Raw genomic sequence first — 23,568 nt, forward strand, 5'->3', positions numbered from 1 at the left:
CTGTCAGCCCAGTCGCGCGGCGAACGCCGCGTACGCCCGCTCGTCGAAGAGCACGAACTCGACCTTCTCGACGGCCGCGTCGGCAGCTCGCACGGTGTCGACCGCGATGCGGGCGCCGTCGTCCATGGGCCAGCCGTAGATCCCGGTGGAGATGGCAGGGAAGGCCACGCTGCGGGCGCCGAGTTCGTCGGCGACGCGCAGGGACTCGCGGTAGCAGGAGGCGAGCAGGGCGGAACGGTCCTCGGACGCGTCGAAGACGGGCCCGACGGTGTGGATGACCCAGTGCGCGTCCAGGTCGCCGGCGGTGGTGGCGACCGCCTGCCCGGTGGCCAGGCCCCTGCCGTACTGCGAGGCGCGCAGCCTGCGGCAGTCCTCCAGGATCGCCGGGCCGCCGCGGCGGTGGATCGCGCCGTCGACCCCTCCCCCGCCCAGCAGGGAGGAGTTGGCCGCGTTGACGACGGCGTCGACGTGCCGGCGGGTGATGTCCCCCCGGACCAGGGCGATGGTGGTCATGTCTGCCTCAGCCGCTTCCACACGGCCTTGGCCGCGTTGTGCCCCGACATGCCGTGCACACCGGGCCCCGGCGGGGTCGCCGACGAGCAGATGAACACGGCCGGGTGAGGGGTGTGGTACGGGAAGGCCGTGAGCTTCGGGCGCAGCATCAGCTGCAGGCCCGAGGCCGCCCCGGTGGCGATGTCCCCGCCCACGTAGTTGGCGTTGCGGGCGGCGAGTTCGGGCGGTCCGGCGGTGGCGCGGGCCAGCACCCGGTCGCGGAAGCCCGGGGCGAAGCGCTCCAGTTGACGTTCGACGGCGTCGGTGAGGTCCCCGGTCCAGCCGTGCGGGACGTGGCCGTACGCCCAGAAGACGTGCTTGCCCGCGGGAGCCCGGCTCGGGTCGACGACGCTCGGCTGGACGGTGATCAGGAACGGCGCGTCGGGGGCCCGGCCCTCGCGCGACGCGGCGCGCAGCGCCGCGCCGATCTCGGCGCTGCTCGCGCCGACCTGCACGGTGCCGGCGACCCGGGCCTCCGGCGCGGTCCAGGGCACCGGGCCGTCGAGCGCGTAGTCGATCTTGAACACGCCGGGCCCGTACCGGTAACCGGCGTAGTGGTCGCCGAGGCCGGCGATACGGGCCAGGGCCGTGGGCGAGGTGTCGAAGACGTACGCCCGGGCCGGGGGCAGGTCGTCGAGCCGCTTGACCTCGTAGTCGGTGTGGACACTGCCGCCGAGTTCCCTCAGGTGGCCGGCCAGGGCGTCGGAGATCGCCTGGGAACCGCCGCGGGCGACCGGCCAGCCGCGGGCGTGCGCGGCCAGGGCGAAGACCAGGCCGATGGCGCTGGTGGCGAACCCGCCCAGGGGGGCCATGACATGGGCGACGAGCCCGGCGACGAGCGCTCTGGCCGGTTCGTCGCGGAAGCGGCGCATCAGCAGGGTCGACGGGGGCAGTCCCGCGAGGCCGAAGCGGGCGAGGGTGACCGGGTCGCGGGGCAGCGCGGTCAGCGGCAGGGACATGAAGTCCCGGGCGAGCGTGTCCCACTTGGGCAGGAACGGCTCCACCAGCCTGCGGTACGTCCCGGCGTCGCGCGGCCCGAAGGACGCGGCCGTCCGCCCCACCGACCGTGCGAGGACGGCCGCCGTGCCGTCCGGGAAGGGATGCGCCATCGGCAGCTCGGCGTGCAGCCACTCCAGGCCGTGACGCTCCAGGGGCAGGGCGCGGAACGCCGGGGAGTTGACGGCGAGGGGGTGCGCGGCGGCACACGGGTCGTGCCGGAAGCCGGGGAGGGTGAGCTCCTCGGTGCGGGAGCCGCCGCCCACGGTGGAGCGGGCCTCGAAGACGGCGACGGCGAAGCCGCGGCGGGCCAGTTCGACGGCTGCGGTCAGTCCGTTCGGCCCCGCACCCACCACGACGGCATCGAGCATGGACGGCACCTTGGGACCCCTTCGTCAGCCGACGGCCACTGGGGATCAGGATAGGCCCGGGGACGGACGGTCACCGGCGGCGGGGGATCTTCCGGCGGGAAACACGGCCGGGGACGGCCGGAACCGGCGCACGCGCACGCGGCGTGGCCGGGTGGGCGCGGCGCGCGACGGCTCCCGGACAGTCCCTTCCCTCCCCGCACCGGAAGGCGCGGGCGGGTCGGGCGGGCGGCCGCCGCGCTCACCCGCCGCCGGACAGCAGCTCGGCCACCCGGCGGGCGGTGGCCGCGTCCCGGGCCGCCGTGAAGGGCAGGGTGTTGCCGCCCGTGATGCGGAACGGCTCGCCGTCGCGGGTCAGATGGACGCCGCCCGCCTCTTCGACGAGCAGCAGCCCGGCCGCGTGGTCCCAGGCGGCTTCCCAGCTGAACGCCACGGCGTCGAGTTCGCCGCGGGCGACGGCCAGGTACTCCAGGCCCGCCGAGCCGCAGGGGCGCGGTGCCACCCCGTCGGTGCGCAGGGCGAGCAGGGCGTGCTTCTGCTCGTCCGTCGTGTAGTCGGGGTGGGAGGTGGCCACGGCGAGGTCCCGGCCCGGCTCGGGGGGCCCGGCGAACAGGCGCTCCCCGTCGAGCCGGGCGCCTCGGCCGCGGACGGCGGTGGCGAGCACGTCACGGGCGGGGGCGTAGGTCCAGGAGGCGAGCAGGGTGCCGCCGAGCGCCAGCGCGACCAGCGTGCAGAAGCCGGTGTCGCCGTGCACGAACTGCCGTGTCCCGTCGACCGGGTCGACGATCCAGACCGGGGCGTCGCCGCGGATCGCCTCGTAGGACGCGGGGTTGGCGTGGACCGCCTCCTCGCCGACCACGACCGAACCGGGGAGCAGGGCGGCCAGCACGTCGGTCAGGTACAGCTCGGCCCTGCGGTCGGCGTCGGTGACCAGGTCGTGCGGGCCGTTCTTCTGGTCGACCTCGTGCGCGGCGAGGCGGCGCCAGCGCGGCATGATCTCGTCGGCGGCCGCCTTCCGTACGGCCTCCTCCACGTCGGACGCGTGCTGTGCGAGAAACTCTTCGATGGTTTCGGTGCTGTCGATCACTCCCCCATCACAACACGCGGCACTGACAATCCCCACCCGCCCGGTGCACGCGGGGTGGAATCGCGATGAACAACGCGGGCCGCAGGTCAGCGGCCGACGGCGTATCCCTGCATGCCGCGCGGGTTGGCCGCGGCGGACAGCACGCCCGTGTCCGGGTCGCGTGCGACGGCGCACAGCCGGCCCTCGGACCAGGGGCCGCCGACGGTCACCTCGTGGCCGCGGTGCCTCAGTTCCGCGACGACGGCCGGATCGGTCCGGGACTCCACGGTGACGCTGCCCGGGCGCATGCCGCGCGGGAAGAACGAGCCGGGGAAGCTGTCGTTGTGCCAGTTCGGGGCGTCGATGGCGCCCTGGAGGTCGAGGCCGCCGCGCACGGGCGCGCGCAGGGCGACCGCGAGGAAGAAGTGCAGCTGCCATTGGTCCTGCTGGTCCCCGCCGGGCGTGCCGAACGCCATGACGGGCACGCCGTCGCGCAGGGCGAGGGACGGGGTCAGCGTGGTGCGGGGGCGGCGGCCCGGGGTGAGGGAGTTGGGCAGGCCCTCCTCCAGCCAGGTCATCTGCAGGCGGGTGCCGAGCGGGAAGCCCAGTTCGGGCACGACCGGGTTGGACTGGAGCCATCCGCCGCTGGGCGTGGCCGAGACCATGTTGCCCCAGCGGTCGACGACGTCGAGGTGGCAGGTGTCCCCCCGGGTGGTGCCGTCCGTGAGGATCTCCGGCTCGCCCGGCACGGGCGACGCCGGGCTCTTGGCGACGGTCGGTTCGCCGACGCCGAGGGCGTCGTAGCCCTCCTGCGCGGCGGCGGCCACGCGTGCGTGGGCGCACAGGCGCGGGGTGCGGCCGCCGGGGCTGCCGGGCCGCAGGTCGTGGTCGGCCCGTTCGCCGGCCAGCGTGCGGCGGGCCGCGTTGTACGCGTCGGACAGCAGGTCGCCGAGCGGCACGTCGGCGGCGTCCCCGTACCAGGCCTCGCGGTCGGCCATGGCCAGCTTGCAGTTCTCGATCAGCAGGTGGACGTAGTCGGCCGAGCCGTAGGGGGGCAGGGCGGGCGGGAGCAGGGCGAGCTGCTGGAGCAGGACCGGGCCCTGGCTCCAGGGGCCGGGCTTGCACACGGTCCAGCCGTTCCAGTCGTACGTCACGGGGTTCTCGTAGGACGCGGACCAGCCGGCGAGGTCGGCGGCGGTGAGGGTGCCGGTGTGGTGGTCGCCGCTGGTGTCCAGCGTGGGGCGGGCGGCCTGCCGGGCCAGGGCGTCGGCGACGAAGCCCGTGCGCCACACCTCCCGCGCGGCCTCGATGCGCGCCTCGCGGCCGCCGGCTCCGGCGGTCTCGGCGAGCAGCCGCCTCCAGGTGGCGGCGAGGGCGGGATTGCGGAAGAGCTCGCCGGGGCGCGGGGCCCGCCCGCCGGGCAGGTAGACGTCGGCGGACGAGGTCCACTCCGTCTCGAAGAGCTCGCGCACGGTCTCGACGGTCTCGCCCACGCGTTCCACGGGCGCGTGTCCGTGCTCGGCGTAGCCGATGGCGTACGTCAGCACCTCGTCGAGCGGTTTCGTGCCGTGGTCGCGCAGCAGCAGCATCCAGGCGTCGAAGGCGCCCGGCACGGCTGCGGCCAGCGGCCCGGTGCCCGGCACCAGGTCCAGCCCGAGCCCCCGGTAGTGGGCGACGGTGGCCCCGGTGGGGGCGACGCCCTGGCCGCACAGCACGCGCACCTCCCCGCCGGCCGGGGCGAGCAGGATCGGCACCTCGCCGGCCGGGCCGTTGAGGTGCGGCTCGACGACGTGCAGGACGAACGCGCCCGCCACGGCCGCGTCGTAGGCGTTGCCGCCGTCCTCCAGCACGGCCATCGCCGACTGAGAGGCGAGCCAGTGCGTGGAGGCCACCATGCCGAAGGTGCCCTGGAGGGTGGGGCGGGACGTGAACATAGGGCTGCGGTACCTCTCGTCGTCGTGGGCCACCGCTCCCCTGCCCCGCTCGCGCCGCGGCGCAAACCTCGCGGCACCGCGCGGCGCGGAGCCCGGCGCGGTGCCCCACCGGCGCCGATGTCACGGTCAATGGCCGACAGTTGGGGTAAGTCCGGATATGCGTGAAAGGAGGGCGAAGGGGCGCTTTCCGGGCTGCGCAGCGCGACCGGGCCGGTGCGAACCGTGGTGGTCCGGCCCGGGTGCCCGGTCGCCCCTTCCACGCCCCGGGCACTCGTGTGACACTGGCGTCCCCGTCCGCCGTGCGGACCCGTTCCGCACCGTCCGTCCCCCAAGAGAAGGGCGCCGTGCGTCGTGCCTTCCCTCCCCCTGCCTCTGACCCTGACGGCCCGCCTGTCGCCGGTCGTCGTGCTCGCCGCGGCGGGCTGGGCGCTGACCTCCGGGCCGCTCGCCGCCCCGCCGGCCGCCGCGCACAGACCCGTCGAGGACACGGCCCGGACGCAGACCGCCTCCACCCCGTCGACGTCTGCGGAGTCGAGGACGTACACGGCCGCTCCCGCGCCCTGTGACAGCGTTGCCAAGAAGACGGTCTCGTCGCTGGTCCCGGGCGCGAAGGCGGCCGGCAAGGAGATACCGTCCACGGACGCGCAGGTGCGCCGCACCTGTTCCTGGAACGCGCTCAAGGGCTACGACTACCGGTGGCTCGACGTCTCCTTCGAGATCCTGGCGTCGGACGAGGCGGCGGCCGGGTCCTACCGGTCGGCCACCGCCAAGCGCAGCGGCGGCGGGGACGTCCCCGGTCTGGGCGACGGGGCATACTCCGTCGTGAACCTCACCACCGAGGACAAGCAGCAGACCCGTGAGGGCGTCGTCGTCGCCCGCGCCTCCAACGCGCTGGTGACGGTCACCTACAACGGCAGCGACTTCGAGTCGAAGAAGGCGCCCGACACGGACACGATCAACAAGGGCGCCATCAAGGCCGCGAAGGAGGCGGTGGCCGCGCTGGAGGCCGGCCGGGACTGAGCGCAGCGCGCCGGCCCCGGCCGACGTGGTCAGACCGCCGTCCGCCCACGATTCCGCTGCGCCATCAGCAGCAGGTACAGCACCAGCGACGTGCCGAGTCCCACCGCCCAGCCGTAGTCCGCCAGTCCGGCCAGTGCCGGGATCGGACGGCCGTCGGCCAGCGGCTCGAAGCTCGCCCCGCCGACGGCGAGGACACCTCCGGCGGCGAAGGCCACGACGGCCCGCCAGTTCCAGCCGCCGGTGTACCAGTAGCGGCCGCCCGCGCGGTACAGGTCGGCCAGGTCGAGCCGGGAGCGGCGCAGGATCCAGTAGTCGGCGATGAGGATGCCGGCGACCGTGCCGAGCAGGCCGCCGACCAGCCCGAGCCAGGTGAAGATGTAGCCCTGCGGGTCGGAGTACAGCTTCCAGGGCAGGATCAGCACACCGAGGACGCAGGTGGCGAGGGCGCCGGCGCGGAAATTGATCCTGCGGGGCGCGATGTTGGAGAAGTCGAACGCCGGGGAGACCAGGTTGGCCGCGACGTTGACGGAGAGCGTCGCCACCAGGACGGTGACCAGCGCGAAGAGCAGGCCCGCCGTGCTGTCGGTCTTGGCGGCGAGCTGCACCGGGTCCCAGATGGCCTCGCCGTAGACGGCCTGCGAGCCCGAGGTGACCATCACCGACAGGAACGCGAAGAGGGTCATGGTGGTCGGCAGGCCGAGCGCCTGACCCCGGGTCTGCGCCTTCTGGCTCTTGCCGTAGCGGGTGAAGTCCGGGATGTTCAGCGACAGCGTGGACCAGAAGCCGATCATGCCCATCAGGGCGGGCGCGAACAGCTTCCAGAAGTCGGCGCCCCAGCCGAGCTTCGAGGGCTGGTCGAACAGCGGGCCGAAGCCGCCCGCCTTGCCGCTCATCCACCACAGCATCACGAACGCGCCGACGAGCACGAAGGGCGCCGCCCAGTTCTCGAAGCGGCGGATCGTCTCCATGCCCCGGTGGATGATGACGACTTGGAGCGCCCAGAAGATCGCGAACGACAGCCACATGGTCCAGGCGTGGCCGCCGACCTTCGCTGCGTCCGTCCAGCCGGTGCCGATGAGCTTGCCGGCCAGGAAGTAGATCGCCTCGCCGCCGATCCAGGTCTGGATGCCGAACCAGCCGCACGCCACCAGGGCCCGCACGACGGCGGGCAGGTTGGCGCCGCGGACGCCGAAGGAGGCCCGGGCGAAGACCGGGAAGGGGATGCCGTACTTCGGTCCCGCGTGGCCGGTCAGCAGCATCGGTATCAGCACGATGACGTTGGCGAGGGCGATGGTGAACACCGCCTGCTTCCAGTCCATGCCGACGGCGATGAGCCCGGAGGCAAGGGTCCATGAGGCCGTGTTGTGGGCCATGCCGACCCACAGCGCGGAGAAGTTGTACGTGGTCCAGGTGCGCTTCTCGACCGGGACCGGAAGCAGGTCCTCGTTGGCGTAGGGGCCGCTGGGCGCGGGGGTGCCCGGGGCGAACTCCACCCGGCCGTCGGCGAGGGTGAGCTGGGAGGTCGGTGGTGTGGCCGTGGGTGCGGTGTCGGTCATGGGCCAGCCCAATCGGGGAGTGGGTCGGGAGAGGCCGTGCGGGTGGCGCCCATGGGGAGTGCGCTCGGGAGCGCCCGGGCCCCCTTCCCGAGCCGCCGGGAAGGGGGGGTCGAGGGGGTGGTGGAGGTGCTCAGCCGTTGAGGGCCGGGATCACCCGTGATCCGTAGGCGTCGATCACGGATTCCTGCGCGTCGTGCATGTCGTAGACGGCGAACTGGTCCACGCCGAGGGCGCGCAGTGCCTTCAGCTTCTCGATGTGCCGGTCGACCGGGCCGATCAGGCAGAACCGGTCGACGATCTCGTCGGGCACGAACCTGGTGTCCGGGTTGTCGGCGCGCCCGTGGTGGGAGTAGTCGTAGCCCTCGCGGGCCTTGATGTAGTCGGTGAGCTCGTCGGGGACGGCGGCGGAGTGCTCGCCGTACTTGGCCACGAGGTCGGCGACGTGGTTGCCGACCATGCCGCCGAACCACCGGCACTGCTCACGGGCGTGGGCGAGTGCCTCGGGCGAGTCGTCCTCGGTGACGTACGCCGGGGCGGCCACGCAGACGGTCACCTCGGCGGGGTCGCGCCCGGCCGCGACGGCGGCGTCCTTCACGGCCTTGACCATGTACTCGGTGAGGTAGAGGTCGGCCAGCTGGAGGATGAAGCCGTCGGCCTCCTCGCCGGTCATCTTCAGCGCCTTGGGGCCGTACGCGGCCATCCACACGGGCAGTTCGGCATCCGGCTTGATCCACGGGAAGCGGACGACGGTGCCGCCGCCGAGGTCGGCCTCCCGTCCGCCGGCGAGGTCCCGGATGACCTTCATGGCCTCGCTGATCCGGGCCAGGGTGTTGGGCTTGCGGCCGGCCACCCGCATCGCCGAGTCGCCGCGGCCGATGCCGCAGACCGTGCGGTTGCCGAACATGTCGTTGAGCGTGGCGAAGGTGGAGGCGGTGACCTCCCAGGTGCGGGTGCCCGGGTTGGTCACCATCGGGCCGACCTTCAGCTTCGTGGTGTTGGCCAGGATCTGGCTGTAGATCACGAACGGCTCCTGCCACAGCACGGCGGAGTCGAAGGTCCAGCCGTACGAGAAGCCGTTGCGTTCCGCCCGCTTCATCAGGCTGATCACCCGCGAGGCCGGCGGGTCGGCCTGCAGGACGAGTCCGAAGTCCATCCGCACCACTCCTAGTTGAGGTACTGACAGGTGGATCGCGGGGTGAACACGCCGTGCCCGGCACGGCCGGTGTACTCCCGCTCGGTGATGACGGGTTCGCCGCGCGAGAGGACCGTCTCGACCCGGCCGGTGACCCGCCGGCCCTCGTACGCCGAGTAGTCGACGTTCATGTGGTGCGTCTCGGCGGAGACGATCTGCTCGGCGTGCGGGTCGTAGACGACCACGTCGGCGTCGGCGCCCGGCGCGATGGTGCCCTTCTTCGGGTAGAGGCCGAACATCCGGGCCGGGGTCGCGCAGGCGATCTCGATCCAGCGGCGGCGCGAGATGTGCCCGTCGACGACGGCCTGGTGGAGCAGGTCCATGCGGTTCTCCACGCCCGGCAGGCCGTTGGGGATCTTGGAGAAGTCGCCGCGGCCGAGTTCCTTCTGGCCGACGAAGCAGAAGGGGCAGTGGTCGGTGGAGACGACCTGGAGGTCGTTCGTGCGCAGTCCCCGCCACAGGGCCGCCTGGTGCTCCTTCGGCCTGAGGGGCGTGCTGCACACGTACTTGGCGCCCTCGAAGTCCGGCTCGGCGAGGTTGTCGGTGGACAGGAACAGGTACTGGGGGCAGGTCTCGCCGAAGACGTTCAGCCCCTCGTCGCGGGCCCGGGCCAGTTCGGCCACCGCCTCCGTCGCCGAGACGTGCACGACGTACAGCGGCGCGCCGGCGACCTGGGCCAGCCGGATGGCCCGGTGGGTGGCCTCGGCCTCCAGCAGGGCCTTGCGGACCTCGCCGTGGTAACGCGGGTCCGTCTCGCCGCGGGCCAGGGCCTGTTCCACCAGGACGTCGATCGCGATGCCGTTCTCGGCGTGCATCATGATCAGACCGCCGTTGTCGGCGGAGCGCTGCATGGCGCGCAGGATCTGGCCGTCGTCGCTGTAGAAGACGCCCGGGTAGGCCATGAACTGCTTGAAGGAGGTGATGCCCTCCTCGACCAGGTGGTCCATCTCCTTGAGCGTGTGCTCGTTGACGTCGGAGACGATCATGTGGAAGCCGTAGTCGATCGCGCAGTTGCCGTCGGCCTTGGCGTGCCAGGCGTCGAGGCCCTCGCGCAGGCTGTGGCCGACGCTCTGCACGGCGAAGTCGATGATCGTCGTGGTGCCGCCCCAGGCGGCGGCTCGGGTGCCGGTCTCGAAGGTGTCGGAGGCGAAGGTGCCGCCGAAGGGCAGCTCCATGTGGGTGTGGGCGTCGACGCCGCCGGGGATGACGTACTTCCCGGTGGCGTCGATGGTGCGGTCGGCCGTGAAGGCCTCTGCGGCGGGGGTGTGGGAGGTCGCGAGGGCGGCGATTCGGCCGTCCTCGATCAGGACGTCGGCGTGGATCTCGTCGGATGCGGTGACTACCAGGCCGCCGCGAATGACTGTACGGCTCATCGGTCGCTCCTCACGGTGTGCACGTGACGGTTGTTCGTGGCTGGTCGCGCCCGCGCGGCGGCAGCCGCAGATCGAACACGGCCCCGCGCCCCTTGCGGGGCGCTTACGGTGCCGTCAGCGGTCCGTACGCGCCCGGTGCCCGGTCCCGGTAGAACTGCCAGCGGTCGCGGACCTCGCGGAGCGTGGCCATGTCCAGGTCCCGCACCACCAGTTCGGGCTCCTTGTCGCCGGCCACCTCGCCGACGAACCGGGCTTCCGGGTCCACGAAGTACGAGGTGCCGTAGAAGTCGTTGTCGCCGTACTCCTCGGCCCCGACCCGGTTGATCGCGCCGACGAAGTACGCGTTGGCGACGGCGGCCGCCGGCTGCTCCAGCTGCCAGAGGTAGCCGGACAGGCCCCGGGAGGTGGCCGAGGGGTTGAAGACGATCTCCGCGCCCGCGAGTCCCAGCGCGCGCCAGCCCTCGGGGAAGTGGCGGTCGTAGCAGATGTAGACGCCGACCCTGCCCACGGCCGTGTCGAAGACGGGCCAGCCGGAGTTGCCCGGCCGGAAGTAGAACTTCTCCCAGAAGCCCCGCACTTGCGGGATGTGCGTCTTGCGGTACTTGCCGAGGTAGGAGCCGTCCGCATCGAGCACGGCGGCGGTGTTGTACAGGACGCCGGGCTGCTCCTCCTCGTACATCGGCAGCACCAGGACGAGGCCGAGTTCCTTCGCCAGGGCCTGGAAGCGGCGGACGATCGGGCCCTCGGGGATCTGCTCGGCGTACGCGTAGAAGGCCGGGTCCTGCACCTGGCAGAAGTAGGGACCGTAGAACAGCTCCTGGAAGCAGAGGACTTGGGCACCCTGTGCGGCGGCGTCGCGGGCCGCCTGCTCGTGGGCCCGGATCATGGACTCCTTGTCGCCCGTCCAGGCGGTCTGGAAGACGGCGGCACGGATCACTCGGCTCATCGGGACCTCCGGTCGCTCGGTGTGCCGTGAGCCTAGGGAGGCCGGAACGCGTCGTTGAGTTGCACCGTGTCACGTCCCGGGGCGTCCGGCGTGTCACCGTGTCACTGCTTCGTGGATCCATGTTTCACCTCCGTTTCCCCAGGTGGTGGCCCGTTTCACTGCTGTTGCGCGTCGTGCGCGAGGAGCGCGATGTGCACGGAGGCGGCCTGCTCGAAGTCGTCCAGGTCCACCCCGAGGCGCGCCTGTATCGCCTCCAGGCGGCGGTAGAGGGCGGGCCGGGAGACGTGGTGGAGCTGGGCCGTGCGGGACTTGTTGCGGCCGGTGGCGAGGTAGGTCCGCAGCACGGGCAGCAGGTCGTCGTCGCTCGCGCAGAGCAGCCCGTCCAGCTCCCGTTCCGCGAAGGACTGCACGTGCGGGTCGTCGCGCAGGAGGCGGATCAGCCCCCGCAGGTGGACGTCCCGGAGGCGGACGACCGGGGGGAGGTCGAGGGCGGTGGCGGAGTCGGCGACGGCGTCCGCGACGTGCCGCGCCTCGCGCAGTCCGCCGGGCACGTCCTCCCAGGCGGTACGGGGCGCGGCCGCGGCGACGACCAGGCGCTCGGGGCCGGTCTCCGTGCGCAGCCGGGCGGCGAAGTGCGCGGCGAGCGCGGCGGCGTCCTGGTCGCGGGGCAGGCTGAGCAGCACGGCGGTGGCCCCGGCGGCCAGTTCGGCGACCAGTCCGCTCAAGCCGAGCAGCCGCAGCAGCCGTTCGATCCGGGCGGGGTCGCCGCCGGGCACGACCAGCGGCACGAACGTGCGCCGGTTGACCGGCAGTCCGGCCGCCCGCGCCCGGGGCAGCAGCTGCCGCGCCGGTACGGCCCCGCCGGCCAGGTCGGTGAGCAGCCCCCGCGCGGACTGCTCCTCCCAGGAGCATCCGGCTCGGCCGCCGAGCATGCGGTGCAGGACGAGGGCCTCGGCGGCGCGGTCGGCCAGCAGCCGTCCGGTGGCGGTGTCGCCGCGGTAGCCGCACAGCACGATCCGGCCCCAGCGCTCCCCGCGCCCGCCCAGTTCGGCCCGGATCCAGCCGTCGCCGTCGGTGCCCCTGCCCGTGCCCGAGCGGCCGGGGTGGTGCCCCCCTGCCTGGCGGGCGATGCGCTCCCAGTCGCGCAGCACGTCGTCCACCGCGGGCCGCTCCCCCGCCGTGCCGAGGACGCGGTGGGCGAGGTTGGTGACGACGACCGGGCAGGCGCTGTGCCGGGCGACCTCGTCGAGCAGGCGTTGCAGGGGCGCGCCCGCGGTGATCAGGGCGGTGAGTCCGGTGCGCACGGCCTCCGAGAGGCTGACGGCGGCGAACTTGCGCCGCACCAGGCGGGACTGGACCTCCTCGGTCAGTTCGGCGAAGGGGAAGGGCCGGTGCAGGACGACCATCGGCAGTCCGCACCGCTCGGCGGCCCGGCGCATCACGTCGGGGGCCGCGGGGAAGGCCCGGCCCAGGCCGAGGACGACGGCGGCGGCCTCCGCGCGGTGCAGGGAGCGGACGTACTCGGCCTGCCTGTCCTCGTCGCCGGCGAGCAGCACGCCGGTGGTGAGGACCATCTCGCCGCCGCTGAGCATCACACCGACGTCGGCGGCCTCGGCTACGTGCACCCAGCGCACGGGCCGGTCGAGGTGGCCCGCCCCGGCCACCACCTCGGGCTCCCCGGCGAGGATCCGCTCCAGGGCGAGGACCTGCCGGACCGACAGGGCCGGTTCCGGGGCGTCCGAGGTGGTGGTCATGGCGACGGCTCCCCTGGTTCAGTCCATCTCTACCGGATGGTCCGCAGAGCGTTCTCGAGGATCGCGGCGCCCTCCTCGGCCTCCGCGACGTTCAGGGACAGCGGCGGGGCGACGCGCAGCGCGCTGGTGTCGTGGCCGCCTCCCTTGCCGATCAGCAGTCCGCCCTCCCGGGCCGCCTCCAGCACCGCAGCGGCGGCCTTCGGGTCGGCCTCGTCGGTGCCGGGCCGGGTGATCTCGATGCCGATCATCAGGCCGCGCCCGCGCACCTCCCGTACGGCCGGGACCTGGGCGGCGGCCGACCGCAGCCGCTCGACGAGCAGCCCGCCCACCCGCCGGGCGTTGCCCTGGAGGTCGTGCTCCAGCAGGTAGGTGAGGTTGGCGAGGCCCGCCGCCATGGTGATCTGGGTGCCGCCGAAGGTGGAGATGCTGTTGGAGTCCAGGCAGTTCATGATCTCGGAGCGGGCCACGACCCCGCCGACGGACATCCCGTTGCCGATGCCCTTGGCGAAGGTCAGGATGTCGGGCGGCCCGTTCTGCCCGTGCGCCTGCCAGCCCCAGAAGTGCTCGCCCGTGCGGCCCCAGCCGGTCTGCACCTCGTCGGCGATCCACAGGATGCCGCGTTCGTGCAGCACCTCGCGGAAGGCCGCGTAGAGCCCGTCGGGCGGGGAGGTGAAGCCGCCGACGCCCTGGATGGGCTCGGCGATCAGCGCCGCCGGCGCGCGGGTGTGGCCGAGCAGGTCCTTCAGGTCGTCGACGCAGGCGTCGACGAAGTCGGCGTCGTTCAGGGAGGCGTACGGGCCGCGGGTGCGCACCCCGCCGTGGACGTACAGCGTCTGCAACGGGGACAGCGAGGTCGGGGACCAGCCGCGGTTGCCGGTGATGCCCACGGCACTGAAGGAACGGCCGTGGTAGCTGTTGCGCATCGCGAGGATCGTGTTGCTGCGCCGGTAGGCCGTGGCGAGCAGCAGGGCGGTGTCGTTGGCCTCGGTGCCGGAGGTGGTGAAGAAGACCCGGGCGTCCGGGATGCCGCTCAACTGGGCGACGCGCTCGGCCAGTTCCACCATCGGGCGGTTGAGATACAGGGTGGAGGAGTGGACGATCCGCCCGGCCTGCTCGCTCACCGCCTTGGTCACCTCGGGCAGGGCGTGCGCGGTCATGGTGGTGAGGATGCCGCCGAAGAAGTCGAGGTAGCGGTTGCCCTCGGCGTCCCAGACGTGGCGGCCCTCGCCGTGGGTGATCTCGAGGGGCTCCTCGTAGTAGAGGGCGAGCCAGTCCGGGAGCACGGCCCGGTGGCGGCCCAGCAGGTCGTGGGTCACGGCTGCACCAGCCCTTCGTAGGCGTCGGGGCGGCGGTCGCGGTAGAAGGCCCACGTCTGCCGCACCTCTTCGATGAGGTCGAGGTCGATGTCCCGGACCACGAGCTCCTCCGCGCTGTCGCTGGCGACGTCCCCGACGAACTGCCCGCGCGGGTCGACGAAGTAGCTCGTGCCGTAGAAGTCGTTGTCGCCGTACTCCTCCTGGCCGACGCGGTTGATCGCGGCGATGTAGTAGCCGTTGGCGACGGCCGCCGCGGGCTGCTCCAGGCGCCACAGGTGGGAGGAGAGGCTGCGGTGGGTGGCGGAGGGGTTGTAGACCAGCTGGGCTCCGGCCAGGCCGAGTTGGCGCCAGCCCTCCGGGAAGTGCCGGTCGTAGCAGATGTACACCCCGACCTTGCCGGCGGCGGTGTCGAAGACGGGCCAGCCGAGGTTGCCGGGCTTGAAGTAGAACTTCTCGCGGAAGCCCTTGAGCTGCGGGATGTGGTGCTTGCGGTACTTGCCGAGGTAGGTGCCGTCGGCGTCGATCACGGCCGCGGTGTTGTAGTAGAAGCCCGGTTGCTCCGCCTCGAACACCGGCGCGACGATCACCATGCCGGTCTCGCGGGCGAGCGCCCGCATCCGCCGCACCGTCGGCCCGTCGGGGACGGGCTCGGCCCAGCGGTAGTGCTCCGGCTCCTCGACCTGGCAGAAGTAGGGACTGTTGAAGACTTCCTGGAACCCGATGATCTTCGCGCCCCGGCGGGCCGCCTCGCGGGCGTGCTCCTCGTGTTTCGCCACCATGGACTCGGTGTCGCCGGTCCAGGTGGCCTGGACCAGAGCGGCACGTACGACGTTGGCCATGAGCTGCTCCTTCGACGCGACGTGTGCGCCTCTACGCCCGTAGAAGCGGGCCGTAGAGCCACGAACGTAAGCCTCCGGCACGGGCTTGCCAAGACCATCGTCGCCAACCCGCGGGGCGGAGCGCGATTCGCACCCCTGTGGGTGAGTCGCCGGGCCCGGTCCGGCGCCGCTCAGCCGGGTCCTCCGGCGGCCCGCAGGGCGGTCGCGACGGCGCGGCGCCGCTGGTCCGAGACGGCTCCGGCGGCCCGCAGCAGCAGCGGCACGAGACGCTGGGGGGCGGGCTCGGCGCACCGGGCGGCCTCCTCGGGGGTGCGGACCCGGACGTGGGTGTCGAGCAGGGCGCGCGCCTCGCGGTCCCGGCCCGCGTCGAGCAGGCCGAGCACCGCCCGGCCGATCTCGCCCGGTGGGCGTGCGACGCCCTGCCGCAGGACCTGCCGGCCGTCCTCGGCCCGTCCGGCGGCGGTCAGCGCGTCCGCGGCGGCGACCAGCCGCCCGGCGGGCAGGCAGGCGGCCTCCCACAGCAGGGTCTGCCAGTCGGCGTCCAGCCCGGCCCGGTGGAGTTCGTCCGCGAGCAGGGGCAGGCGGGCGGGGTCCGCGCGGGCGGCCTCGGCCAGCAGGGCGTGCGCCTGCCCGCTCCGTCCCTCGCCGCGCAGCCGGGCCAGTGCGGCCACGATCTCCCCGGCCTCCTCCCGCGCACCCGCGGGGACCTCCTCCCTCGCCTCCGCCCCGGGGCCGGCGGGGTCCTCCTCCACCGCCCCGGCGAAGCGCGCCCCACGGGGAGGGCGGGAGGGAGCCCGGCCGGGAACCGGTCCCGGCCCGGCGACGTCCGGCGCGGCGACGGGCTCGCCCTCTTCCCCGGCCATCCCTGCGAAACGCGCACTGCCACGCCGCCGCTTACGGAACCCAGCCCCGCGCCCGCCCCCGGCCGACGGGCCGACCGGGCGCCGAGCACCGTCCCCGTCCCCGGCCTGCGCGACCCGCCCGTGCGCGGGCGCCTCGGCGTCCCCGACGGACTCACCCGCTGCGCGCACAGGCGCCTCGGCCCTCTCGGCGGGCTCCCCCGAGCCCTGCGGCGGTACGAGGTCCCCCGCCCGGGCACCCCGGCCGGACGCTTCCGCTTCGGCACCACCGGCGTGCGGCCACCCCCCGTGGGCCCCGGCCCACGTGTCCCGGCCGTGCGCGTACTCGCCAACGGCCCCGCCCGGCTCACCCCGACCCCGGACATCCACGTCTGCGGGCCTGCCCGACTCGCCCTGCTCGTGCGCACGCACGCCATGGATCCCACCCGGCCCGCCCCGGCCGTACGCATCCGCGTCAGCGGCATGGCCCAGCACACCCTGCTGTTGCGCACGCACACCAGGCATCCCACCGGGGCCACCCAGGCCGTACGCGTACTCGTCTGCGGGCCCGGCCGCCTCGCCCCCGGCCCCCGCAGCCCCCTCGGCCTCTCCGGGCGGCGGCTCGGCTCCGCCGTACACCCCCGCCTCGGCGATGCGTGCGCGCAGCTCCTCGCAGCGGGCGTGGGCGCGTGCGTGGTCGTCCTCGGCCCAGGCCAGGTCCCGGGCGAGGGCGTCGGCCACGTCAGGCGTGGGGGCCGCGGCCAGCCTGCGGGCGAGGGCGGCCCGGCGTGCGGCGGCGGCGCGCTCGGTGCGGAGCAGCACGCCGAGACGGTGCCCGAGCGCGGCCCGGGCGCCGGGAACGCTGTCGCAGGCGCGTAACGCGGCCGCGTGCAGGACACGCAGCCGTGCGCTCTCGCCGGCCGCCGCATCCGGCCCGTACCGTGCGGCCAGGTCCCCCAGCAGCGATTCGACCACGTCCCAGGGAGGCACCTCGCGCCCGTCGAGGCACGCCCTCATGCTCTCGGGGTCGCGCCGCCAGAACACCGCGCACCAGCCGCCGCGGGGATCGAGGCGGCCCAGCAGCCCGTCCAGGTGGTTCGCGAACTCCCACACCGCAAGCGGGAGTTGTTCCGCCGTCATCATCCGACTCCCGCCCGACCGGAGCACTCCGCCCCGTAGGCAACACCAGTCGTGTTACGGCGGCGCTACGGAGAGTTTTCCGCTGCGGGGCGGATCCCCCCGGGGCGGCTCAGACGGACACGGGGGCACACTGCCCGGCCAGTTGGTCCATCGACAGCCCGAGGACCCCGGCCAGGGCGGCCACCGTGAAGAAGGCCGGGGTCGGGGCCCGTCCCGTCTCGATCTTGCGGAGGGTCTCGGCGGAGATCCCGGCGTTCGCCGCGATCTCCGTCATGCTCCGGTCGCCGCGCGCCTCACGCAGCAGCCGGCCCAGCCGCTCGCCGCGTTCGCGCTCTTCGGGGGTGAGAGGGGTGCGCACCATGCCCCCCATTCTAATACCGGTATAGTAATTGGCATGGTGGAGCTGAAGACAGACACATCGATCGACGCCATGTACGAGGCGGGCCAGGTCGTCGCCCGTGCGCTGACGGCCGCGCGGAAGGCCGCCGCCGTGGGCGTGACCCCGCTGGAACTGGACGAGGTGGCGCACGACGTCCTGCGCGAGGCGGGCGCGTCCTCGCCGTTCCTCGGCTACCGGCCGTCCTTCGCGCCGACCCCGTTCCCCGCCGTCCTGTGCGTCTCGGTCAACGACGCGATCGTGCACGGCGTCCCGACCCGCGACCCGCTGCGCGACGGCGACCTCGTGTCCCTCGACTTCGGCGCGGAACTGGACGGCTGGGTCGGCGACTCGGCGCTCAGCTTCGTCGTGGGCACCCCGCGCCCGGCGGACCTGCGCCTCGTCGAGACCGCCGAGCGGGCGCTCGCGGCGGGCATCGAGGCCGCCGTGGTCGGCAACCGCATCGGCGACATCGCGCACGCCGTCGGCACGGTCTGCCGCGCCGCGGGTTACGGCATCCCCGACGGCTTCGGCGGCCACGGCATCGGCCGGCGGATGCACGAGGACCCCGGCGTCCCGAACGAGGGCCGCCCGGGCCGCGGGATGCGCCTGCGGCACGGCATGGTGCTCGCGATCGAGCCCATGGTCGTCGCGGGCGGCACGGACCACTACCACGCGGCCCCCGACGGCTGGACGCTGAAGACGAACGACGGCTCCCGCGCCGCCCACGCGGAGCACACCGTCGCCATCACGGACTCCGGCCCGAGGATCCTGACCGCCCGCTGAACACCCCTCTCACCCCGGTACGTCCCGAAAGGTGCCCCTCGTCGGCGATCGTGCGAAGGTGTTCTACGAGCGCGCCCCAGGTGTAACGGGCTGCCACCCGGGTTACCCGACCCCGGCACGTCGACCAGCGAGGGCGTCCCCCGCCCGGGCGCCGGGGACGCCGGGAACGGAAGGCCTATGAGCAGCGGCTTCAGCAGCCCGGAGGGCTACGGCTCGGACCCCTTCGGAGAATTCCTCGCACGCTTCTTCGGCGGACCGCGTCCGGGGCCCCGGCAGATCGATCTCGGCCGGCTGCTGAGCCAGCCGGCCCGGGAGCTCGTCCGCGGCGCCGCCCAGTACGCCGCCGAGCACGGCAGCCGGGACCTGGACACCCAGCACCTGCTGCGGGCGGCGCTCGCCACCGAGCCCACCCGGACCCTCCTCACCAAGGCCGGCGCCAACCCCGACTCGCTCGCGTCGCAGATCGACGAGCGGTCGGGCCCGGCCCAGCACACCCCGGACGACGCCCCGCCCCCCACGGCGCTGTCCCTCACCCCGGCCGCCAAGCGGGCCCTGCTGGACGCGCACGACATGGCCCGGGCCCGGGGCTACGGCTACATCGGCCCGGAGCACGTGCTCAGCGCCCTGGCCTCGAACCCGGACTCGGCCGCCGGGCACATCCTGAACGCGGCCCGCTTCGCCCCCACCGAGCCCGCCGAGGCGCCGGAGGCGCCCCAGGCCGAGCGGCCCCGGCCCACCAACACGCCGACCCTCGACAAGTACGGCCGCGACCTGACGGAGCTGGCCCGGCAGGGCCGCATCGACCCGGTGATCGGCCGGGACGAGGAGATCGAGCAGACCGTCGAGGTCCTCTCCCGCCGCGGCAAGAACAACCCGGTCCTCATCGGCGACGCGGGCGTCGGCAAGACCGCCATCGTGGAGGGGCTCGCGCAGCGCATCTCCGAGGCGGACGTGCCCGACGTGCTGATCGGGCGCCGGGTGGTCGCCCTGGACCTGACGGGCGTGGTCGCGGGCACCCGCTACCGGGGTGACTTCGAGGAACGGATGAACAACATCGTGGGCGAGATCCGCGCCCACTCCGACCAGTTGATCATCTTCATCGACGAGCTGCACACGGTCGTGGGCGCCGGGGCCGGCGGTGGCGACGGCGGCTCCATGGACGCCGGCAACATCCTCAAGCCCGCGCTGGCCCGGGGCGAACTGCACATCGTGGGCGCCACCACGCTGGAGGAGTACCGCCGCATCGAGAAGGACGCGGCGCTCGCCCGGCGCTTCCAGCCGATCATGGTGCCCGAGCCGACGCCCGCGGACGCCCTGGAGATCCTGCGCGGACTCCAGGACCGGTACGAGGCCCACCACCAGGTCCGCTACACCGACGACGCGCTGGTCGCGGCCGTGGAGCTGTCCGACCGCTATCTCACCGACCGCCGGCTGCCCGACAAGGCCATCGACCTGATCGACCAGGCCGGCGCCCGGGTGCGGCTGCGGGCCCGGACCAAGGGCACGGACGTGCGGACCATGGAGCGGGAGCTGGAGCAGCTGACCCGGGACAAGGACCAGGCCGTCGCGGACGAACAGTACGAGCAGGCCACGCAGTTGCGGGACCGGATCGTCGAGCTGAAGCAGCGCATCACCGAGGCCGGCGGCGACGGCGAGGTCGACGAGGGCCAGGACCTGGTGGTCGGGGCCGAGGCGATCGCCGAGGTCGTGTCGCGGCAGACCGGCATCCCGGTCAGCAGCCTCACCCAGGAGGAGAAGGAACGCCTGCTGGGCCTGGCGGAGCACCTGCACCAGCGCGTGGTCGGCCAGGACGAGGCCGTGCGGGTCGTCGCGGACGCGGTGCTGCGCTCCCGCGCGGGCCTCGCCGCCCCCGACCGACCGATCGGCAGCTTCCTGTTCCTCGGCCCGACCGGCGTCGGCAAGACCGAACTGGCCCGCGCGCTCGCGGAGGCGCTGTTCGGCAGCGAGGACCGCATGGTCCGGCTGGACATGAGCGAGTACCAGGAGCGCCACACCGTCAGCCGGCTGGTCGGCGCCCCGCCCGGATACGTCGGCCACGAGGAGGCCGGCCAGCTCACCGAGGTCGTGCGCCGCCACCCGTACTCGCTGCTGCTGCTCGACGAGGTCGAGAAGGCGCACCCGGACGTCTTCAACATCCTGCTCCAGGTGCTCGACGACGGGCGGCTGACCGACTCCCAGGGCCGCACGGTGGACTTCACCAACACGGTCATCGTGATGACCAGCAACCTCGGTTCGGAGGCGATCACCCGGCGCGGCGCCACCCTGGGCTTCGCCTCGGGCGGCGCCGACGCGGACGAGGAGGCCCGCCGCGAGCAGATCCTGCGTCCGCTGCGCGAGCACTTCCGCCCGGAGTTCCTCAACCGCATCGACGAGATCGTCGTGTTCCGCCAGCTCAGCACGGAGCAACTGCGCCGGATCACCGACCTCCTGCTGGACCGCACCCGCTCCCTCGTGCGGGACAAGGGCGTCACCGTCACCTTCACCGACCGGGCCGTCCAATGGCTGGCCGAGCGCGGCTACCAGCCGGAGTACGGCGCCCGCCCGCTGCGCCGCACGATCCAGCGCGAGGTCGACAACGAGCTGTCACGGCTGCTGCTGGACGGCCGGGTCGACCAGGGCGGTGAGGTGACGGTGGACGTGCTGGACGGCCACTTGGCCTTCGAGACGAAGAGCCCGGCGACGCCGTCCTAGGGGCGCGGGGAGCTGCGCGAGCAGCTCCCCGCGCCCGCACGCGGCGGCTCAGCGCACGGACCGCACCACCATGGCCGACCCGCCGCCCCGTCGCACGGTCTCCGCGGCCGCCAGCCACTTGCCGTCCGGCAGCCGCTGGACGCCCGTGGCGGCGCCGATCTCCGGGTTCGCCTTGAAGGAGTGCCCGATCGCCTCGAGCTGCTTCCTCACCCCGCTGTCGAGCCCCGGTTCCAGCTCGGTCTGCGCCGCGTTGCGCTGACTGGCCCGGGGCGCTGCGATGGCGTCGACGAGCGGCAGCCCCCGGTCGAGGAACCCGGTGAGCGTCTGCAGCACCGTCGTGATGATCGTCGCCCCGCCCGGGGAGCCCAGGGCGACCACGGGCCTGTCGTGCCGGTCGAGGACGATCGTCGGCGACATCGAGGAGCGCGGGCGCTTGCCCGGACCGGGCAGGTTCGGGTCGTGCACGGCGGGGCCGGCCGGGCTGAAGGAGAAGTCCGTCAGCTCGTTGTTGAGGAGGAAGCCCCGCCCCGGCACGGTGATCCCGCTGCCGCCGGTCTGCTCGATGGTGAGGGTGTAGGAGACGACGTTGCCCCACTTGTCGGCCACGGTCAGGTGCGTGGTGCTGTCGCCCTCGTAGGTCGTGGGCGCCGCGGTGCCACCGGCGTCGCATCGCTGCGGCCGGCGCGGATCGCCCGGCGCCACGGGGCTGGTGAGCACCGCGTCGTCCTTGATGAGGCAGCCGCGCGAGTCGGCGAACCGCTGCGAGAGCAGTTCCTTCGTCGGCACGTCCTCGAAGGCGGGATCCCCCACCCAGCGGCCCCGGTCCGCGAACGCGATCCGGCTCGCCTCGATGTAGCGGTGCAGGTACCGCGCCTTGCTCGCCTTCGACAGGTCGGTGCGCTCCAGGATGTTGAGCGCCTCCCCGACCGTCGTGCCCCCGGAGGAGGACGGCGCCATGGAGTAGACGCCGAGCCCGCGGTACGAGGTCCTGCTGGGCGCCTGGAAACGCAGCCGGTACGCCGCCAGGTCCTTGGCGGACAGGTCGCCCGGCCGGGCGTTCCAGCCCGAAGCGGGGTCGACCGGCGGCTTGTTGACCGTCCGGGCGATCTCCCGCCCGAGCCGGCCGTGGTAGAGCGAGCCGACCCCTTTGCGGGCCAGCTCGTCGTACGTGCGGGCCAGGTCCGGGTTCTTGAAGGTGGAGCCCACCACCGGCAGCCGTCCGCCCGGCAGGAACAGCTCGGCGGTGTCCGGGAAGTAGCGGAAGCGCGTCTCGTTGGACGCCGTCTGCGAGCGGAAGGTCTCGTCGACGGTGAATCCGTCGCGGGCGAGCCGCTCGGCCGGCTTCAGGACGGTGGACAGCCGCTTGCTGCCCCACCGGTCGAGGGCCGCCTGCCAGGTGGCGGGCGTGCCGGGCGTGCCGACGCTCAGGCCGCTGCTGACGGCCTCGGCGAAGGGGATCGGCTTGCCGTCCTCGGTGAACAGCTTCTCGTCGGCGCTCAGCGGCGCGGTCTCGCGGCCGTCGATGGTGCGGACGGTGCGGGACTCGGCGTCGTAGTACACGAAGTAGCCGCCCCCGCCGATGCCGGCGGAGTAGGGCTCGGTGACGCCGAGCGCGGCGGCCGTAGCGACGGCCGCGTCGACGGCGTTGCCGCCCTTGCGCAGCACCTCGATGCCGGCGGCGGAGGCGTCCGGGTCGACGCTGGAGACGGCGCCGCCGTACCCCACGGCGAGGGGCGTCTTCTGCTCCCCGGAGCCGTGGGCGGCGGGGGGCGCGGCCGCTCCCAGCGAAGCCACCACGGCGGCCGAGACCGCCAGGACCGTCAGATTCCGTGTGACAGGGCGACGCATCCGCACCTCCAGGCAAAGAACGGTCCGCGCAGCTTAATTCATCGACATGGCCGCGTCAGGCAGGCGTCGAACACCGGTGCGTCGGGCCCGCTACCATGCGCGCCCATGAATGACGACGTGCGCAACATCGTCCTGGGCGTGATAGCGGCCGGCATCAGCGCCGCGCTCGGCTGGGTGGCCCGCACCTACCTGTACAAGCGCCGGCTGCGCCGCAAGCAGCGGTTCTTCGGGCTGCCCGACAACTCCGAGTCCCTGCTGGTGGTCAACCGCAATGCCGGGGGCCCGGAGTTCGCGGTGATGCGCTACGACGTGTTCGCGCTGCTGGAGCTGGCCGCGCTGATCAAGGACTGCAACGCGCACGCCCAGATCCTTCCGCACGACACGGCCCGCCAGGGCTTCGGTGAGCGCACCGAGTTCTGCGTCGGCGGTCCGGCCTCCAACCGCCGCATGGCCGCGCACCTGTCCTCCCTGCTGCCCGGGGTCCGGGTGAACGTGGACGCCGAACCCGGCCCGGACCGCGGCTCGTTCCTGGTGGGGCAGGAGCCCTACCGGATGGACAACGGCCGGGAGGAGTTCGCGCTGCTCGCCCGGCTCACCGCGGAGCGCAGCCAGAACACCCGCCCGGTCTTCCTCTTCTGCGGCCAGAGCGCGATCACCAACCAGGCCACCACGCGGTACCTCGCCCGCAACCACGAGCAGCTGGCCCGCAAGTACGGCGACTCCTCCTACGTGCTGCTGCTCAAGGTGATCAACTCGCAGGCCTACGGGCCGGACGTCGTCGAACTGGTGGCGGACGTGACACGGGCGGCGCAGACACCGCAGCCCGCCGCCGCTCCACACAACAGCCACCGCGCCTCCTGAGGTCCTCCACGTCTCAACAATCGTTACTGGCACGTAACTTACCGACGGGTTACCACTGGTAAGGCACCGAGGTTACCGTTCGGTCACTTTGCAC

18 protein-coding genes are annotated in these 23,568 nt (G+C 73.4%); 4 read left to right on the plus strand and 14 right to left on the minus strand.

What is annotated here, in order from left to right:
• Positions 1-3: 3 nt before the first annotated feature.
• The 4 genes from ACH4C6_RS17795 to ACH4C6_RS17810 all read right to left on the minus strand — a co-directional run bounded on the left by ACH4C6_RS17795 (position 4) and on the right by ACH4C6_RS17810 (position 4,916).
• On the minus strand, positions 4-513 hold the full coding sequence (locus ACH4C6_RS17795; protein ID WP_398109505.1) for an O-acetyl-ADP-ribose deacetylase: 510 nt from the start codon (positions 511-513) through the stop codon (positions 4-6).
• Positions 510-1,919, minus strand: a complete 1,410-nt coding sequence (locus tag ACH4C6_RS17800; RefSeq protein ID WP_398109506.1) for a phytoene desaturase family protein — start codon at positions 1,917-1,919, stop codon at positions 510-512. The genes ACH4C6_RS17795 and ACH4C6_RS17800 overlap by 4 nt, the downstream gene beginning before the upstream one ends.
• Positions 1,920-2,157: 238 nt before the next feature.
• Positions 2,158-3,003: an inositol monophosphatase family protein gene (locus ACH4C6_RS17805; RefSeq protein ID WP_398109507.1), complete on the minus strand. Its 846-nt coding sequence runs from the start codon at positions 3,001-3,003 to the stop codon at positions 2,158-2,160.
• 86 nt (positions 3,004-3,089) lie between these two features.
• A complete protein-coding gene (locus tag ACH4C6_RS17810) occupies positions 3,090-4,916 on the minus strand; it encodes a gamma-glutamyltransferase family protein (RefSeq protein ID WP_398109508.1) in 1,827 nt (608 codons plus the stop codon).
• A 351-nt stretch (positions 4,917-5,267) separates the two neighbouring features.
• Here ACH4C6_RS17810 and ACH4C6_RS17815 point away from each other — a divergent pair, with 351 nt between their 5' ends.
• Entirely contained in the window at positions 5,268-5,936 is a 669-nt protein-coding gene (locus ACH4C6_RS17815; protein WP_398109509.1) for a hypothetical protein, read from the plus strand.
• Positions 5,937-5,965: 29 nt separating this feature from the next.
• Here the strand turns inward: ACH4C6_RS17815 and ACH4C6_RS17820 are convergent, their stop codons facing one another.
• The 9 genes from ACH4C6_RS17820 to ACH4C6_RS17860 all read right to left on the minus strand — a co-directional run bounded on the left by ACH4C6_RS17820 (position 5,966) and on the right by ACH4C6_RS17860 (position 17,252).
• Positions 5,966-7,492: an NCS1 family nucleobase:cation symporter-1 gene (locus ACH4C6_RS17820; protein ID WP_398109510.1), complete on the minus strand. Its 1,527-nt coding sequence runs from the start codon at positions 7,490-7,492 to the stop codon at positions 5,966-5,968.
• A gap of 130 nt (positions 7,493-7,622) precedes the next feature.
• Positions 7,623-8,645, minus strand: coding sequence for a TIGR03842 family LLM class F420-dependent oxidoreductase (locus tag ACH4C6_RS17825; RefSeq protein ID WP_398109511.1), 1,023 nt, complete (start codon positions 8,643-8,645; stop codon positions 7,623-7,625).
• An 11-nt stretch (positions 8,646-8,656) separates the two neighbouring features.
• Positions 8,657-10,057, minus strand: coding sequence for a dihydropyrimidinase (gene hydA / locus ACH4C6_RS17830; protein ID WP_398109512.1), 1,401 nt, complete (start codon positions 10,055-10,057; stop codon positions 8,657-8,659).
• 103 nt (positions 10,058-10,160) lie between these two features.
• A complete protein-coding gene (locus tag ACH4C6_RS17835; protein ID WP_398109513.1) occupies positions 10,161-11,003 on the minus strand; it encodes a nitrilase-related carbon-nitrogen hydrolase in 843 nt (280 codons plus the stop codon).
• 155 nt (positions 11,004-11,158) lie between these two features.
• The gene (locus ACH4C6_RS17840; protein WP_398109514.1) at positions 11,159-12,757 is read right to left on the minus strand and encodes a PucR family transcriptional regulator; all 1,599 of its coding nucleotides are present in this window, start codon (positions 12,755-12,757) and stop codon (positions 11,159-11,161) included.
• Positions 12,758-12,786: 29 nt separating this feature from the next.
• The gene (locus ACH4C6_RS17845) at positions 12,787-14,073 is read right to left on the minus strand and encodes an aspartate aminotransferase family protein (protein ID WP_398109515.1); all 1,287 of its coding nucleotides are present in this window, start codon (positions 14,071-14,073) and stop codon (positions 12,787-12,789) included.
• Positions 14,070-14,912, minus strand: a complete 843-nt coding sequence (locus ACH4C6_RS17850; RefSeq protein WP_333934262.1) for a nitrilase-related carbon-nitrogen hydrolase — start codon at positions 14,910-14,912, stop codon at positions 14,070-14,072. The genes ACH4C6_RS17845 and ACH4C6_RS17850 overlap by 4 nt, the downstream gene beginning before the upstream one ends.
• Positions 14,913-15,082: 170 nt before the next feature.
• Positions 15,083-16,891 carry a hypothetical protein gene (locus ACH4C6_RS17855; RefSeq protein WP_398109516.1) on the minus strand — a complete coding sequence of 603 codons (1,809 nt, stop codon included), beginning with the start codon at positions 16,889-16,891 and terminating at the stop codon, positions 15,083-15,085.
• Between the two features lie 109 nt (positions 16,892-17,000).
• Positions 17,001-17,252 (minus strand): helix-turn-helix domain-containing protein, encoded by a 252-nt coding sequence (locus ACH4C6_RS17860; protein ID WP_398109517.1) that lies wholly within the window; start codon positions 17,250-17,252, stop codon positions 17,001-17,003.
• A 33-nt stretch (positions 17,253-17,285) separates the two neighbouring features.
• On the opposite strand from ACH4C6_RS17860, the gene map reads away from it, so the two are divergent.
• Both map and ACH4C6_RS17870 read left to right on the plus strand, forming a co-directional pair.
• A complete protein-coding gene (gene map / locus ACH4C6_RS17865; RefSeq protein WP_398109518.1) occupies positions 17,286-18,053 on the plus strand; it encodes a type I methionyl aminopeptidase in 768 nt (255 codons plus the stop codon).
• Positions 18,054-18,230: 177 nt separating this feature from the next.
• On the plus strand, positions 18,231-20,765 hold the full coding sequence (locus ACH4C6_RS17870; protein ID WP_398109519.1) for an ATP-dependent Clp protease ATP-binding subunit: 2,535 nt from the start codon (positions 18,231-18,233) through the stop codon (positions 20,763-20,765).
• Positions 20,766-20,813: 48 nt separating this feature from the next.
• Here the strand turns inward: ACH4C6_RS17870 and ggt are convergent, their stop codons facing one another.
• Complete coding sequence (ggt, locus tag ACH4C6_RS17875; RefSeq protein WP_398109520.1) at positions 20,814-22,613, minus strand: gamma-glutamyltransferase; 1,800 nt, start codon at positions 22,611-22,613, stop codon at positions 20,814-20,816.
• 105 nt (positions 22,614-22,718) lie between these two features.
• Between ggt and ACH4C6_RS17880 the strand changes: the two genes are divergently transcribed.
• Positions 22,719-23,474, plus strand: coding sequence for a hypothetical protein (locus ACH4C6_RS17880; RefSeq protein WP_398109521.1), 756 nt, complete (start codon positions 22,719-22,721; stop codon positions 23,472-23,474).
• The last annotated feature ends 94 nt before the right edge of the window (positions 23,475-23,568 follow it).

The organism is Streptomyces sp. NPDC017943 (genome assembly GCF_044328425.1).
GTDB classification, from domain to species: domain Bacteria; phylum Actinomycetota; class Actinomycetes; order Streptomycetales; family Streptomycetaceae; genus Streptomyces; species Streptomyces djakartensis_A.

Coding starts and splice junctions, on each gene's coding strand:
- ACH4C6_RS17820 (WP_398109510.1), bottom strand. CDS start 7,492: ATGACCGACACCGCACCCACGGCCACACCACCGACCTCCCAGCTCACC.
- ACH4C6_RS17825 (WP_398109511.1), bottom strand. CDS start 8,645: ATGGACTTCGGACTCGTCCTGCAGGCCGACCCGCCGGCCTCGCGGGTG.
- ACH4C6_RS17810 (WP_398109508.1), bottom strand. CDS start 4,916: ATGTTCACGTCCCGCCCCACCCTCCAGGGCACCTTCGGCATGGTGGCC.
- ACH4C6_RS17800 (WP_398109506.1), bottom strand. CDS start 1,919: ATGCTCGATGCCGTCGTGGTGGGTGCGGGGCCGAACGGACTGACCGCA.
- ACH4C6_RS17795 (WP_398109505.1), bottom strand. CDS start 513: ATGACCACCATCGCCCTGGTCCGGGGGGACATCACCCGCCGGCACGTC.
- ACH4C6_RS17835 (WP_398109513.1), bottom strand. CDS start 11,003: ATGAGCCGAGTGATCCGTGCCGCCGTCTTCCAGACCGCCTGGACGGGC.
- ACH4C6_RS17860 (WP_398109517.1), bottom strand. CDS start 17,252: ATGGTGCGCACCCCTCTCACCCCCGAAGAGCGCGAACGCGGCGAGCGG.
- hydA (WP_398109512.1), bottom strand. CDS start 10,057: ATGAGCCGTACAGTCATTCGCGGCGGCCTGGTAGTCACCGCATCCGAC.
- ACH4C6_RS17870 (WP_398109519.1), top strand. CDS start 18,231: ATGAGCAGCGGCTTCAGCAGCCCGGAGGGCTACGGCTCGGACCCCTTC.
- ACH4C6_RS17850 (WP_333934262.1), bottom strand. CDS start 14,912: ATGGCCAACGTCGTACGTGCCGCTCTGGTCCAGGCCACCTGGACCGGC.
- ggt (WP_398109520.1), bottom strand. CDS start 22,613: ATGCGTCGCCCTGTCACACGGAATCTGACGGTCCTGGCGGTCTCGGCC.
- ACH4C6_RS17840 (WP_398109514.1), bottom strand. CDS start 12,757: ATGACCACCACCTCGGACGCCCCGGAACCGGCCCTGTCGGTCCGGCAG.
- map (WP_398109518.1), top strand. CDS start 17,286: ATGGTGGAGCTGAAGACAGACACATCGATCGACGCCATGTACGAGGCG.
- ACH4C6_RS17880 (WP_398109521.1), top strand. CDS start 22,719: ATGAATGACGACGTGCGCAACATCGTCCTGGGCGTGATAGCGGCCGGC.
- ACH4C6_RS17855 (WP_398109516.1), bottom strand. CDS start 16,891: ATGACGGCGGAACAACTCCCGCTTGCGGTGTGGGAGTTCGCGAACCAC.